This window comes from Kribbella sp. NPDC104218 (assembly GCF_055584105.1).
On record NZ_JBVJMQ010000001.1, the window covers coordinates 794,182 to 807,572 of the forward strand.

Annotated in this window: 12 protein-coding genes; 3 read left to right on the plus strand and 9 right to left on the minus strand. The window is 69.9% G+C overall.

The genetic code is table 11. The features are described from left to right. Positions 1-3 precede the first annotated feature (3 nt). Genes alr through ACZ6ZD_RS03700 form a run of 3 tightly spaced genes read right to left on the minus strand, consistent with a single transcriptional unit; the run spans position 4 to position 3,105 of the window. A complete protein-coding gene (gene alr / locus ACZ6ZD_RS03690; RefSeq protein WP_465668026.1) occupies positions 4-1,194 on the minus strand; it encodes an alanine racemase in 1,191 nt (396 codons plus the stop codon). A 15-nt stretch (positions 1,195-1,209) separates the two neighbouring features. Next, entirely contained in the window at positions 1,210-1,851 is a 642-nt protein-coding gene (locus ACZ6ZD_RS03695) for an HAD family hydrolase (RefSeq protein WP_465668028.1), read from the minus strand. A gap of 39 nt (positions 1,852-1,890) precedes the next feature. After that, positions 1,891-3,105 (minus strand): GH12 family glycosyl hydrolase domain-containing protein, encoded by a 1,215-nt coding sequence (locus ACZ6ZD_RS03700; protein WP_465668030.1) that lies wholly within the window; start codon positions 3,103-3,105, stop codon positions 1,891-1,893. A 277-nt stretch (positions 3,106-3,382) separates the two neighbouring features. On the opposite strand from ACZ6ZD_RS03700, the gene ACZ6ZD_RS03705 reads away from it, so the two are divergent. After that, the gene (locus ACZ6ZD_RS03705; protein ID WP_465668032.1) at positions 3,383-4,165 is read left to right on the plus strand and encodes an META domain-containing protein; all 783 of its coding nucleotides are present in this window, start codon (positions 3,383-3,385) and stop codon (positions 4,163-4,165) included. On the opposite strand, the gene ACZ6ZD_RS03710 is transcribed toward ACZ6ZD_RS03705, so the two are convergent. The 3 genes from ACZ6ZD_RS03710 to ACZ6ZD_RS03720 all read right to left on the minus strand — a co-directional run bounded on the left by ACZ6ZD_RS03710 (position 4,155) and on the right by ACZ6ZD_RS03720 (position 7,388). Further along, positions 4,155-5,555, minus strand: coding sequence for an NAD(P)H-hydrate dehydratase (locus tag ACZ6ZD_RS03710; protein ID WP_465668034.1), 1,401 nt, complete (start codon positions 5,553-5,555; stop codon positions 4,155-4,157). The two genes, ACZ6ZD_RS03705 and ACZ6ZD_RS03710, sit on opposite strands and share 11 nt — an antisense overlap. A gap of 1 nt (position 5,556) precedes the next feature. Continuing rightward, positions 5,557-5,907: a holo-ACP synthase gene (locus tag ACZ6ZD_RS03715; RefSeq protein WP_465668036.1), complete on the minus strand. Its 351-nt coding sequence runs from the start codon at positions 5,905-5,907 to the stop codon at positions 5,557-5,559. A 476-nt stretch (positions 5,908-6,383) separates the two neighbouring features. After that, positions 6,384-7,388, minus strand: a complete 1,005-nt coding sequence (locus ACZ6ZD_RS03720) for a LacI family DNA-binding transcriptional regulator (protein ID WP_465668038.1) — start codon at positions 7,386-7,388, stop codon at positions 6,384-6,386. 116 nt (positions 7,389-7,504) lie between these two features. Between ACZ6ZD_RS03720 and coaA the strand changes: the two genes are divergently transcribed. After that, complete coding sequence (gene coaA, locus ACZ6ZD_RS03725) at positions 7,505-8,458, plus strand: type I pantothenate kinase (RefSeq protein ID WP_465668040.1); 954 nt, start codon at positions 7,505-7,507, stop codon at positions 8,456-8,458. Here coaA and ACZ6ZD_RS03730 read toward each other — a convergent pair. From ACZ6ZD_RS03730 to ACZ6ZD_RS03740, 3 genes are read right to left on the minus strand one after another with little or no spacing between them, the layout of a single operon-like run. Then, positions 8,439-9,101, minus strand: coding sequence for an SGNH/GDSL hydrolase family protein (locus tag ACZ6ZD_RS03730; protein WP_465668042.1), 663 nt, complete (start codon positions 9,099-9,101; stop codon positions 8,439-8,441). The genes coaA and ACZ6ZD_RS03730 overlap by 20 nt on opposite strands. Next, positions 9,098-10,288, minus strand: a complete 1,191-nt coding sequence (locus ACZ6ZD_RS03735) for an MFS transporter (RefSeq protein ID WP_465672608.1) — start codon at positions 10,286-10,288, stop codon at positions 9,098-9,100. The genes ACZ6ZD_RS03730 and ACZ6ZD_RS03735 overlap by 4 nt, the downstream gene beginning before the upstream one ends. 5 nt (positions 10,289-10,293) lie before the next feature. After that, positions 10,294-11,808: a class I adenylate-forming enzyme family protein gene (locus ACZ6ZD_RS03740; protein WP_465668044.1), complete on the minus strand. Its 1,515-nt coding sequence runs from the start codon at positions 11,806-11,808 to the stop codon at positions 10,294-10,296. Positions 11,809-12,101: 293 nt separating this feature from the next. Here ACZ6ZD_RS03740 and ACZ6ZD_RS03745 point away from each other — a divergent pair, with 293 nt between their 5' ends. Next, positions 12,102-13,388 carry an SGNH/GDSL hydrolase family protein gene (locus ACZ6ZD_RS03745; protein WP_465668046.1) on the plus strand — a complete coding sequence of 429 codons (1,287 nt, stop codon included), beginning with the start codon at positions 12,102-12,104 and terminating at the stop codon, positions 13,386-13,388. Positions 13,389-13,391: the final 3 nt, after the last annotated feature.

The following is a 13,391-nucleotide window of genomic DNA, read 5'->3' on the forward strand; positions in this document are numbered from 1 at the left end:
CGTCTACCTCTCGCCAGGGCCGGTCATCGGGGCGGTGTCGACGTAGCGCCGGGGGATGCGCGGCCCGAGCCGCGTGACGATCTCGTAGTTGATCGTGCGGGCGGCGTCCGCCCAGTCGTCGACGCTCGGCTCACCGGCCGCGCCGGGGCCGAACAGGACGACCTCGTCCCCCGGGGCGACGTCGTCGTCCTCGAGGTTGACGACGCACTGGTCCATACAGATGCGACCGACGATGCTGCGCCGCGCGTCGTGGAACTGCACGGGCGCGCCGTTCGACGCGTGCCGCGGCAGGCCGTCGCCGTACCCGAGCGGGATCAGGCCGAGGTTCGACGGGCGCGGCGCCGTCCAGGTCAGGCCGTAGGAGACGCCGACGCCGGCCGGCACCCGCTTCACCATCGCGAGCCGCGCCTTCAGCGTCATCGCGGGCCGCAGCCCCAGCTCGGACGCCGGTTTCGCATGCCCGAACGGCGACAACCCGTACGTCGCGACCCCGGGCCGGACCAGGTTGAAATGCGTCTCCGGCAGCGCGAGCGTCGCGCCCGAGTTGGCCAGGTGCTTGAACTCGGCCTCGACGCCGAACGACTCGGCCACGTCGATCGCCTGCACGAACGTCGCCAGCTGCGACTCGTTGACCTCACTCTTCGGCTCGTCCGAATTCGCGAGATGCGACCAGATGCCCTTGATCTCGATCCGTCCGGCCGCCTGCTCGCGCAGCGCGGCCCGGATCAGCGCCGGCCACTCCTCCGGGACGGCGCCGCCGCGGCTCATCCCGGTGTCGATCTTGAGGTGCACCCGGGCCGGCCGGTCGACCACCCCGGCGGCCAGCTCGTCGATCTCCCACGGCGCGCCCGCGGACAGGTCGATCCCCTCGGCGATCGCCTCGGCCAGCGGCTCACCGGGTGTGGTCAGCCAGCAGAAGATCGGGCCGGTGTCACCGGCGTCCCGCAGATCCAGCGCTTCTTCGAGGACGGCGGCGCCGATCCAGTCGGCGCCGGCGGCGCGGGCGGCCTGGGCGACCGGGACGATGCCGTGCCCGTACCCGTCGGCCTTGACCACGGTCATCAGCTGCGCACCCTCGGCATGACCACGCAGCGTGGCCACGTTGTGCCGGATCGCAGCCAGGTCGACGATCGCCTCGGCGCGCGTCGGACGCTCGCGAGGCGACCTGCCGTCTGGTGACCGGAGAGTAGCCATAGCCCTACCAGTGTCTCAGGCCGCGAAGAGCAATCCCGGGAGGGATGACATCTTGTGGAAAACTTCACGCGCGGCGGTGAGCTTGGCCGGGTCCGTCATCCCGGCGTAGCCGAAGACCGTCATCCCGGCCGCGTTGGCCGCCGCGACGCCGAGCGGGCTGTCCTCGACGACGACGCAATCCGCCGGAACCACGCCCTGGGCGGCGGCCGCGTGCAGGAACAGATCGGGCGCGGGTTTACCGTGCGCGACGTCCTCGGCGCTGAAGATCCGGCCCGCGAACCGGTCCAGGAAACCGACCGCGGTGAGCGCCGTCCGGATCCGCTGATGCGTGCCGGAGGAGGCGAGACAGTACGGCGTCCCGGTGGCGTCGAGCTGGTCGAGGACGTCCTCGACGCCCTCGATCGCCCGCAGGTGCGCGAACCCGTCGAAGAGCCGCTGGTGGTACCGGTCCTCGAGATCGGCGGGCAGCGGGCGGCCGAGTTGCGCTTCGGCGTTCTCGCGCATCGATTTCATGCTGCCGCCCATGAAATCGCGGACTGCCTCGTCGAACGTGTACGGCAGACCGGCCTCGGTGAGCAGCTCGGCCAGGATCGTGTTGGCCAGCCGCTCGGAGTCCACCAGTACGCCGTCGTTGTCGAAGATCACCAGACCGGTCACGCAGGAGACCCTACGCAACCGGCCTGATGTCTCCCGTGCTCAGCTCTCCTGGATCGAGAAATCGTTGAAGTAGAACCGCTGCTTGGTGTTGTTGGTCGACACGACCTCGACACCGAAGTCGACCTGCCAGGTCGTGGAGTTCGCCGGGATCCACTTGCGGGCCTCGAGGTCCTTGAAGAACGCCTGCAGCGGCATCGTGCCGGAGGCCTGCGTGTTCACGGACTTGTAGGTGAAGATGCCGCCCTGCGAGTTCACGCCGCCGGTCTTCCACACCTCGTACTGCTGACCGCCGATCGTCGTCGTCCCGACCTTGGAGCCGGCCGGGGTCTGGCCGTGGTTCTGCGTCCAGATCATCAGCTCGTTCTCGAAGCCGTTGTTGATCCAGACGTCGAACGCGATGTTGTAGATACAGCCGGAGCAGCTCGGCCCGCTGCCCGCGAACTTGGCCGACTGGATCTTCGCCAGCGGGAAGTCGTCGTAGTCCTTGTGCACGTTGGGATACGCCTGGACGCCGTTGTCACCGGGCTTGGACTGGGTGACGTCCTCGTACCAGCTGTTGTAGTTGCAGACGGCCATCGTGTACGTGCCGTTGTGGTTGTTCCACATGTTGTTGTGCACGTAGTACTGGCCGTACGTCCGGCCCTCGCCCGCGTTACCGGTCGCAGTGGTCGTCCAGGTCGGCTTGGTGCACGTCTGGCCGGGGTTGCTGGTCGGCGGCGTGCTCGTGGGCGTCACTGTCGGCGGTTTGGTCGGTGTCGGCGTCGTCCGGGTCGGAGTCGGCTTCGGCGTGGGTTTCGGCGTCGGCTTCGGGGACGCCGTCGCGGTGGGAGTCGGAGTGGTCGGCTGCGCGGGCACGGCGACGAAGTCGTAGTGCGCGGTGTAGCGCAGCTTGGTGCCGCTCCGGTAACTCTGGCCGTCGCGGCGCAGCGCGCGCAGGCGGTAGCTCTTGTCGGTGGTTCGGGCCGGGTCGATCGACAGCTGGGCCGGTCCGGACGCGATCGCGGTGATCGCGACCGGCTTCTTGCCGAAGCCGTGCAGGACCGTGCAGCCGGAGCTCGCGTCGAGCACACAGCTCTCGACGCGCCCGGCACTCGGGAGATCGGTGACCGTGCTGACCGCGGTACCGGTGGTGGACGCCGCGACGGGGTTCTCCTTGGCCGCCTGAACGACGATCGGCACGGCCACCAGGCCGCCGAGTGCAAGGAAGACCGCCGGGACGACGAGTCGGCGCCGGGCAGTTCGGAAGGGGGGCATGCGAAAAGATCCTTCGTCTGTTTCGACGAGCCGCCCGCTGTGTTGCCCCAGTGCTACCGCGACCGGCCGCGTCACCTTGATTCGGTTGGATCCCCAGTGGGACCGGCAGGCGCCGGCCGTGGTGTGCACGTTCGCGACCGTGTACGGGCGCTGACGTTATCGAACCGTGATCTGTTCCGCCACCCCCGGGGCGGCCCTTTCCGCGTCTTTACGCTGCCTTCACGGTATCGACCCACTGCAACGAACGCGTCACCCGTCGCGTCCCTAAGGTGTGAAGATGCGGATGATCGCCCTCGCCGGAGCCGGACTGCTGCTCGCCCTGACCGCCTGCGGGAACGACGCGCCCGCCGGGGGCGGCGGGTCGCTGACCGGCAAGACCTACCTGTCCACGGCCATCACCGAGGACGGCAAACCCAAGCAGCTCGCGCAGAACACCAAGGTGCGCCTGCAGTTCACCGACGACGGCCGCCTGATCGCGGACGCCGGGTGCAACTCGATGCAGGGCCGGGTGTCGACCGATGACGGGCGGATCACGCTCGAGGACGGCGGGATGGCCTCGACGGACATGGGCTGCCCCGGCCGCCAGGACCAGGACGGCTGGCTGACCCGCATCCTGTCCGACAAGCCGAAATGGTCGCTGAACGCCAACACGCTCACCGTCAGCACCGCGAGTACGACGATCTCCCTCACCGACCGTGAGGTCGCCGAGCCGGACCTGGCCCTCGAGGGCACCAAGTGGACGCTCGACTCGATCATCGAGGGCGACATCGCATCCCATCAAGTCGGCGCCGACAAGGCCTGGATCACGCTGAACGGCGACCGCGTCACCGGCTCGACCGGCTGCAACGAACTGCAGGGCAAGGCCGCCCGCACCGACAGCACCCTCACCTTCGGTGAGCTCTCCACGACCCGGATCGCCTGTGCGGGCGACGCCGGTAAGACGGAGGCCGCCCTGCTGAAGGCGCTGAAGGGTGAGGTCAGCTACGAGATCGAGTCGAACCGCCTCAGCCTGACGACTGCGGGCGGCAAGGGCGGAGTCACCTTCACCGCTACTCGCTGAGGAGCTGGCGAGTCACCTCGGGCAGGGCCGCGGCGACCTTCATCGCGGTCACTGGTCCGTCCGTCGCGGCCAGCTGGCCTGCGGCGGCGTGTAGGTAGGCCGCGACCGCTGCGGCCTCGAACTCGGGGACGCCGCCGGCCAGCAGCGATCCGAGCAGACCCGCGAGGACATCACCGGACCCGGCGGTTGCCAGCCACGGCGTGGCGATGGGGTTCACATACGCGCTGCCGTCCGGTGCGGCGACCACAGTCGTCGCACCTTTCAGCAGTACGACGAGCTGACGGTCTTCCGCGACCAGACGGGCGTAGTGCAGCCGCCGTGCCTCGATCTCGTCCCGCGGGACGCCGATCAGCTGGCTGAGCTCACCTGCGTGCGGAGTGATCACCACGTAGCCGGCGCGGTCGTGGTCGAGTGCTGCGATGCCACCGGCGTCCACTACGACCGGAAGCTCCTGCTGCTGGGTGATGCGGTCGAACAGCTCGCGGTCGAGCGTTTCGGCGCTGAGGCCCGAGCCGACGGCCCATGCCTGCACGCGGCCCTCACCGACGACCACCTCCGGGTGTTTGGCCAGGACGGCCTGGGCGACGGCGTCCGGGCCGACGTACCGGAGCATGCCCAGCGGGCCGGCCAGCGCGCCGGTGGTGGCGATGACGGCGGCGCCGGGGTACTGCGTCGAGCCGGCGATCAGGCCGAGAACGCCGCGGGAGTACTTGTCCGAGTGGGCATCCGGAAGCGGGTAGAGGGCGCGGACGTCGGCGGCCTGCAGCGACTGGACGGGCGCTTCGGGGAGGTCGAGGCCGATATCGACCAGATGGACCGGACCGCACGCTGTGGCGGCCGGATCGACCAGGTGGCAGATCTTGTGCGTTCCGAAGGTGACAGTGAGTGCCGCGTGCACATGTGGCTCTGGCGTCTCGCCGCTGTCCACATCGACCCCGGAGGGGATGTCGACGGCAACGATCGGTACGCCGTACTCGGCGGCCAGTGTGACGGCGTCCAACGCGTCCGGTCGCAGACCGGGCCGACCGCCGATGCCGACGATTCCGTCGACCACGACGTCCGCAGCGGGGATGTCGTCGGTTGAGCCGATCCGACCGCCCGCAGCTCGCAGTGCGGTCAATCCACCCTGGTGGGCTTTGTCGGAGAGCAGGACGGCGATCACCTGCGCACCACGCCGAGCCAGCCGCGCACCGGCGTACAAGGCGTCGCCGCCGTTGTCACCCGAGCCGATCAGCAACACGACCCGGGCGCCGTACGTCCGCCCCAGGAAGTTGCTCAGCGCAACTGCCAGCCCGGTCGCCGCACGCTCCATCAGCATGCCCTCCGGCAGCCGGGCCATCAGCGCCGCCTCCGCCGTCCGAACCTGCTCCACGGTGTGCGCGCGCCGCATCTCAGCCCTCCAGAATCACCACGGCGGAGGCAATCCCCGCATCATGACTCAACGACAGATGCAGACTCTGTACCCCGAGCCGAGCCGCCTGCGCGGCCACCGTCCCCCGAATCTCCAGCCAGGGCCGCCCGGTCTCGTCCGTCTGCACCTCAGCATCATGCCAATGCATCCCCGCCGGCGCCCCCAACGCCTTCGCCAACGCCTCCTTCGCCGCAAACCGAGCCGCCAGCGAAGCCGGCTTCCGCACCGCCTCCACCGCCGTGAACACCCGATCCCGCAACCCCGGCGTCCGCTCCAGCGTCTTCATGAACCGCTCCACGTCGACCACATCAATCCCCACGCCGACGATCATGTTCGTCACTTTAGCCCCGCCGCACCCGTTCCCCGGCACCCCACCCGGCCCAAGTCACCCAGGCGGCGCCACAGCTCAGCCTGGCGCAAGCACCCACGGCGCCGAGCAGCAACCCACCAGCCGACCAGCACCCGGCCAACGGCCAGCAGCCGCCAGCTACCGGCGACCTCACAGCCGGTAGCTGGCATTCGCCGACCACCGGCCAACCGCCACCAGCAGCTCCTCGGCCCAGACGCCCTCCATCTCGGCGCCCCGGCTACTCGAGCCAGGCGGAGCCGTGGCGCCGCTCGGCGGACGCGAAGGGCGCGCGGCGAGCGGGCCGCCGGCCGCACAAGCGGCTGCCGGGCAAGCGGCTGCCGGGCAAGCACCGCGGAACACGCGCCGCCGGGTTCGCCGGCCCGCGGGAACCACATCTCGGCGCCGTGGCTACTTGAGCCAGGCGGAGGGGTGGCGCCGCTCGGCGGACGCGAGGGGGTTTAGCCCTCGTACTTGGCGGTGGATTGGCGGAGGCGCATTTCTACGGCGAGGTCGAGGCGGAGGGCGGTGGGGGTGCGGCCGCGGGAGAGGTCGAGGACGAGGCGGGTGGCCAGGTCGGCCATTTGGCGGAGGGGTTGGTGGACGGTGGTGAGGGTGGGGCCTACCCATTGGGCGACGGGGAGGTCGTCGTAGCCGACTACGGAGAGGTGGCGGGGGATTTCGAGGGACAGGTCGCGGGCGGCTTGGTAGACGCCGAGGGCGGTCATGTCGGAGGCGGCGAAGATGGCGGTGGGCGGGTTGGGGAGGCGGAGGAGGGCGAGGGCTTCGCGGTGGCCGCCGGTGACGCTGAAGTCGCCGGTGCGGATGAGGGTGGGGTCGACGTCCAGGCCGCTGGAGCGGAGGGCGTCGGTGTAGCCGTCGACGCGCTGGCGGGAGCAGAGGACGTCGTCCGGGCCGCCGATGACGGCGATCCGGGTGTGGCCGAGGGCGGTCAGGTGCTGGGTCGCGAGCCGGCCGCCGTTCCAGTTCGCGGAGCCGATGGCCGGTACGTCGGGAGCGACGTCCCCGACCGGGTCGACGACGACGAACGGGATCCGCCGCGCCTCGAGCTGCGCGCGCTGGTCGGCGTCCAGGTCGGAGAAGACCAGGATCGCGCCGAGCGGACGCCGGTTCAGCACGGACTCGATCCACTCCTGCCGCGGCCGCCACGCGCCGCCGCACTCCGACAGCACCACCTCGACGCCCTCGGCCCGCGCGACCTCCTCGACGCCGCGGATCAGCTCGATCGCCCACTCGCCGCCGAGCTGGCTGAAGACCAGATCGATCATCGGGGACGCCGGCGTCCCGCTCACCCGCCGCCGGTAGCCGTACTCGCGGATCAGCCGCTCGACCCGGGCCCGGGTCTCCTCGGCGACATCGGCCCGCCCGTTCAGCACCTTGGAGACCGTCGGCACCGACACCCCGGCCTGTTCCGCGATCTCCGCGATCGTCACCCGCTGCGCCACGGCCCTACTGTATCGGCCGATCGACCGAAAGTTTCGGACCCGCCGATGCCTGGTTGAGACGAAGCCCACGCCCTCGCGGTGTGGTGCGGTCCCCGCCGGTGGGAAGAATGGGGGCCATGCTGCAGCCGCCGCGGGAGGTGACTCCCTACACCGAGCTGGACCGGGCCGCTTGGGCGAAGCTCGCGGAGTCCACCGTCTCGCCGCTGACGGCCGAGGAGATCGAGCGCCTGCGCGGCCTCGGCGACGAGATCGACCTGGACGAGGTCCGCGAGGTCTACCTCCCGCTGTCCCGGATCCTGTCGCTCTACGTCCGGCACGCCCGCGCCCTGCACGAGGACACCGAGAGCTTCCTCGGCAAACCCGCCGCCACCCGGACGCCGTTCGTGATCGGCATCGGCGGCTCGGTTGCCGTCGGCAAGTCGACCACCGCCCGGTTGCTGCGCGAGCTGCTGGCCCGCTGGCCCGAGCACCCGCGGGTCGCCCTCGTCACCACCGACGGTTTCCTCTGGCCGAACGCCGAGCTCGAACGCCGCGGCCTGATGCTCCGCAAGGGCTTCCCGGAGTCCTACGACCGCAAGTCGCTGCTCCGCTTCGTCGTCGAGGTGAAGTCCGGGATGGACGCCGTCGAGGCGCCGGTCTACTCACACCTGCACTACGACCGGATGCCGGATGTCCGCACCACGGTCGAGCAGCCCGACATCCTGCTCCTCGAGGGCCTCAACGTCCTCCAGCCCGCCCCACGGCACGCCGACGGCAAGAGCGGCCTGGCGGTCAGCGACTTCTTCGACTTCTCCGTGTACGTCGACGCGGCCGCCGCCGACATCCGCTCCTGGTACGTGCACCGCTTCCTCAAACTCTGGGAGACGGCGTTCCGCAACCCCGAGTCGTACTTCGTCCGGTACGGCGAGCTCAGCCGCGAGGAGGCCGTGAAGAAGGCCGAATCGCTCTGGGACGGGATCAACGGTCCGAACCTGCGCGAGAACATCCTCCCCACCCGCTCGCGCGCCACGCTCGTCCTGCGCAAGGGCCAGGACCACGCCGTCCGCTGGGTCAGGCTGCGGAAGCTCTGAGCCAGCGCCCCAGCACGCGCAGGGTTTCCGCGGTGGCGACGGCGTCGCTGCGGGCGTTGCCGTGCCGGCCGTCGGAGCTGTAGAGCCCGGGATCGGTCGACAGCGGATGGTCGGTGAGGTTCACATGGACCGTCCCGAGTTTGGCGGCCAGCGCCGCCGTCCGCTCCGACAGCGTGCGCATCCGCGCCCGCAACCCCGGGCGTAACCACTCGACGACGGCCGGGCTGTACGACACGTCGAACATCCCCAGCGTCATGACGAGCGCACCGGCGTCCTGCAGCGCGGTGATCATCGTGGTCAGCTCCCGATCGACCCGATCGGCGTCGTACGTCGCGGGGAACGCGTCGTTGCCGCCGCCGACGACCAGCGCGAGATCAGGGCCGAAGGCAACGGCCGGCTCCAGCTGGGTGGCGAGGATCTCCCGTGTCCGCAGCCCGCTGACGCCGAGGTTCAGGTAGGCGATCGGCCCGAGCTCATGGGCGATCCGGGCCGCCCACTGCAGATCGCTGTACCCCGGGACCGGCTCGCACAGCCCTTCGGCCACGCTGTCCCCGAGGACGACGAAGCGCCGCCACGGATGCCCGGCGAGCAGCTCCTCACTCTCGCCGTACGCCAGGCAGTACGGATCGGTCGCCTCGTTCATACGGCCTCCAGCACCCGGCCCGGCCCGCGCCGGACCAACGGATACGCGCTCACCACCAGACAGACCAGCCCCGAGCCGAGCACCGCGGGGATCAGGCCGAACCCGCTCACCAGCTCCCCAGCCAACAGCGCGCCCAACGGCAACCCGGCGAAGGACGTCGCGGCCACCAGCCCGATCACGCGGGCCTGCAGCTCCTTCGGCACATGCTCGTAGAGCACCGCGCCGAAGACCGGGTTGATCGCCGCGATCCCGATCCCGGACAGGAACGTCACCGCGGCCACCAGCACCAGATTGTCGCTGAGCCCGAGCACCAGCAGCCGTGGGCTGCCGCCGATGAAGGCGCCCAGCGCGAAGGTCAGGTACCGCGGCAGCTTCGTCGCCCAGACCGCGAACGCGATACTGCCGAGCAACGCCCCGCCGGCGAACGCGCCCAGCGTCAGCCCGAGCCCGGCCGGCGATCCCAGCTCGTCCTTGACCCAGACCGGGATGAACACCGCCGTACTCGCGCTCGCGAATATGTTCACCAGGAACGTGGTGAGCAACATCGTTGCCAGCAAGGCATCCCGCCGTACGTAGGAGAAGCCGATCGCCAGCGCCTTGAAGTACTTGTCGGTCCGCGGCGCGGACGCGGCCTCCGGCGGACGGACGAACCCGGCAACCAGCAATCCGCAGACCACGAACGTCACGGCATCGATCCAGAGCACCGCGGCCGCGTCCGTCCAGTAGATCAACAGGCCGCCCAGCGGTGCCCCGAGCAACGTCGCGCCCCGCGAGAACGATTCGTGCAACGACGTCACCCGGATCAGCTGCACCCCGGCCGCCTCCGCCATCGGCCGCACCAGCAGCTCTTTGGCCCGATCGGCAGCGCCGCGCAGACCACCGGCCACCGCGACGAGCACCAGCAGGACGGCGAACCCGGTCTCCGCGAGCCCAGCGACCGCGGCCACGGCGACGGCGCTGCTCAGGTTCGCGAGAATCGCCGTCCGCCGCGGGGTCAACCGATCGATCAGCGGCCCGGCCATGATGCTCACGACGATGTACGGCACCAGCTCGACCGCCGCGACCAGCCCCATCCGCGACGCGCTCCCGGTGCTGACCAGCACCAGCCAGGGGATCGCGATCATCGTGATCCGGCTGCCGACCGCCGACAGCACATCCGCGATGAACAGGACGACCAGCCCGCGCATCGCGGTCACGATCGCAGCTCCGCATAAAGCTTGCGCAGGGCAACCTTGTCCACCTTGGCGATCCGGGTCAGCGGCAGCTCGGCGACGAAATCGATCGTCGTCGGCTGCCAGATCCGGCTGAGGATGCCGGTCACATGGTCCTGCAGCTCGGCCACGGTGACCGCCGATCGCGCCACCACGAAGGCATGCACGGCCTCCCCCAGCACCGGGTGCGGGACGCCGATCACCGCCGCCGTCCGGACCGCCGGGTGACTGGCCAGGGCGTCCTCGATCGGGCGGCAGAAGATCGCCCAGCTCCGCCGGGCGGTGACGATCATGTCGTGCACCCGATCGACGAGGAACAAGTAGCCGTCGGCATCGACATGACCGAGGTCACGGGTCCGCAACCAGCCGTCCACCAAGGTCTCCGCGGTCAGTTCGGGCTGCCCGAGGTACCCGGCGAAAGTCAGCTTGCTCCGCACCCACACCTCGCCGTCCTGACCGGGCCCGAGGACGTTGCCGTCGTCGTCGCGGATCTGCAGCTCGACGTCGCCGTACGGCCTGCCCGCCGACGCGAGCCGCTCGGGATGGGCCGGATCCTCGGTCAGGCCGGGCTGCGCGGTGACCACCACGGCCTCGCTCAGTCCGTAGACGATCCGCAATGCCGACCCGAATCGCGCGATCCCCTGCCGCAGCCGCGTCGGCGTCGCCGGCCCCGCGCCGATGTTGAGCATGAACAGACTGCTGCAGTCGAACTCCGCGCCACCAGGATGATCGAGGACTTCGTACAGCATCGGCGGCGTCACGAACGTCGAGGTGATCCGCTCGGCCGACACCGTCCGGTAGAACTCCTCCGGCGACCAGGTATCGGTCAGGAACAGCACCCCGCCGGTGAACAGATTGAAGTAGCTGGTGATCTGCCCGCTGGCCAGCCACAGCGGTGCGCCGGAGTAGTGCCGCAGCAGCGGAAACCCGTTCCGCACAAAGGCATCGGCCAGCTCGAGGATCTGCCGGTAGAACGACTGCGTGTGATGTACCAGCTTCGGATCGCCCGTCGTCCCACTGGTCTGCAACACCGAATCCGGCTCCGGCGCCGACGGGTCGATCACGTACGCCGCTCGCTCGCCCGCCACCAGCTCCGCGACGGTGAACACCGGCATCGGCGCCAAGGACGCCGCCAGCTCCGCGCCGAGCTCCGCGGATTCGTCGTACACGAAGGCCTCGGCATCCGCGAGGACGGCGAACCGGTCGATCTCGCGCCGGGAGGTCACCGGCGCACACCACAGCACCCGGCACCCATGCAGGTGCAGCGCGAGCTGCAGCGCCGGGCCGTCGAAGCAGTTCGCGGCCATCACCAGCACCCGAGCGCCGGGCCGGACGCCGTTGTCGCGCAGCGCGGCCGCGATCCGGAGGACGTCGGCGGCCAGCTCGGCATAGGTCGCCCGGCGCTCGCCGCGGACCAGCGCGAGCCGCTCGGAGAATTGCGCGAACAACGACAGGACGCGGTGCACATAAATGTCACCGGTACATTCAGGCGGCATTTCGGAAACTTTCCCCTCGGCAGCGGCCACCCCCAGCCGTGCGGCGACTCTACTGGACTCCGAACCGGCTGACCAGGGGCCGATTCCGCCTACTGGGCACGGTTTCGTCGCTCTCCGGAGCCACCCGATCACCGCCGTCCCCGCGCGAAGGTATACCCCTGCGAACCGGGCTGCCGAACGACCGGCTAACCCACCGCGGAATCAATTCGGAACGCGCGTTTGCCGACGCATTGACCGGATTCTTCGGCGCGTATTACGTTCCGTCCGATTCCATTCCGCCGGGAGGTCCGTCCATGCACGTTCCGAAGCACTGGCGCGCGGTCGCGCTGACCGCCGCACTCACCCTGACCGGCTCCACCGTCGCCGGTGCGAGCTACGGAGGAGGAGGGCACCGCGACGACGCGTGGGTGGGCAGCTGGGCGACCGCGGTGACCCACGGCAACGCCACCGGGTCGACCAACCTCGGCCTCACCGACCAGAGCGTCCGGCTGATCGTCCGCCCGACCGTCGGCGGGAACAAGATCCGGATCCGGCTGTCGAACATCTACGGCGAGAAGACGGTCAAGGTCGGCGCGGCGACCGTTGCCAAACCCAACAAGGCGACGCCCGAGCAGTCCGACATCGACCCGAGAACCCTGCGCACGCTGACGTTCAACGGTAACGGCAGCGCCTCGATGATCAAGGGCAGCGAGCTGCTCAGCGACCCGATCAACCTGAAGCTGGGCACCCTCGACGACCTCGTCGTGAGCCTCTACTTCCCGGAGAACACCGGCCCGACGACGTTCCACGGCTCGTCGCTGCAGGAGAACTTCGTCGGCCCGGCGAACCTGGTCACCCAGCCCGGCGGCGCGGCGTACACGCTGACCCGGCGCTGCTGCTGGTTCTTCCTGTCCGGCGTCGACGTGCAGACCGACAAGTCCGCGGGCTCGATCGTCGTCCTCGGCGACTCGATCACCGACGGCACCGCGAGCACCTTCAACGCCAACAACCGCTGGCCGGACCAGCTCGCCGAGCGCCTCGCCGCCGACGCCGGCCGCAAGCCGTTCCCGAGTGTGCTGAACGCCGGTCTGGCCGGCAGCCGGCTCAATCACGAAGGCACCGAGCCGTCGGACAACGGCGCGATGCCCGGGTTCGGCGAGATCGGCCCGAACTCGCTGGCCCGCCTGAACGAGGACGTCTTCGCGCAGACCGGCGTCCGCACGGTCATCACCGAGCTGGGCATCAACGACATCTGGATGTCGGACGACTCCGCGACCGAGATCATCGACTCCCTGCGGCAGATCAACGTCCAGGCCAAGCAGCGCGGGCTGCGCAGCCTGGTCAGCACGATCACGCCGTTCGAGGGGATCGGCGGCACCGACAGCTGGACGCCGGCCAAGGAGGCGACCCGGCAGGCGGTGAACAGCTACCTGCGGTCGAGCCGTGAGTTCGACGGCGTCCTGGACTTCGACAAGGTGCTGCGCGACCCGGCCGCGCCGAGCAAGCTGAACGCGCTCTACGACTCAGGTGACCACATCCACCCGAACGATGCCGGCTACCAGGCGATGGCGGCGTCCGTACCGCTGAAGCTGGTGCGGTAGCCG

What these genes read in the sequence shown, in the direction of transcription:
- alr (WP_465668026.1), bottom strand. Translation starts at nt 1,194, where the DNA reads ATGGCTACTCTCCGGTCACCAGACGGCAGGTCGCCTCGCGAGCGTCCG.
- ACZ6ZD_RS03700 (WP_465668030.1), bottom strand. Translation starts at nt 3,105, where the DNA reads ATGCCCCCCTTCCGAACTGCCCGGCGCCGACTCGTCGTCCCGGCGGTC.
- ACZ6ZD_RS03705 (WP_465668032.1), top strand. Translation starts at nt 3,383, where the DNA reads ATGCGGATGATCGCCCTCGCCGGAGCCGGACTGCTGCTCGCCCTGACC.
- ACZ6ZD_RS03710 (WP_465668034.1), bottom strand. Translation starts at nt 5,555, where the DNA reads ATGCGGCGCGCGCACACCGTGGAGCAGGTTCGGACGGCGGAGGCGGCG.
- ACZ6ZD_RS03715 (WP_465668036.1), bottom strand. Translation starts at nt 5,907, where the DNA reads ATGATCGTCGGCGTGGGGATTGATGTGGTCGACGTGGAGCGGTTCATG.
- coaA (WP_465668040.1), top strand. Translation starts at nt 7,505, where the DNA reads ATGCTGCAGCCGCCGCGGGAGGTGACTCCCTACACCGAGCTGGACCGG.
- ACZ6ZD_RS03730 (WP_465668042.1), bottom strand. Translation starts at nt 9,101, where the DNA reads ATGAACGAGGCGACCGATCCGTACTGCCTGGCGTACGGCGAGAGTGAG.
- ACZ6ZD_RS03735 (WP_465672608.1), bottom strand. Translation starts at nt 10,288, where the DNA reads ATGCGCGGGCTGGTCGTCCTGTTCATCGCGGATGTGCTGTCGGCGGTC.
- ACZ6ZD_RS03740 (WP_465668044.1), bottom strand. Translation starts at nt 11,808, where the DNA reads ATGCCGCCTGAATGTACCGGTGACATTTATGTGCACCGCGTCCTGTCG.
- ACZ6ZD_RS03745 (WP_465668046.1), top strand. Translation starts at nt 12,102, where the DNA reads ATGCACGTTCCGAAGCACTGGCGCGCGGTCGCGCTGACCGCCGCACTC.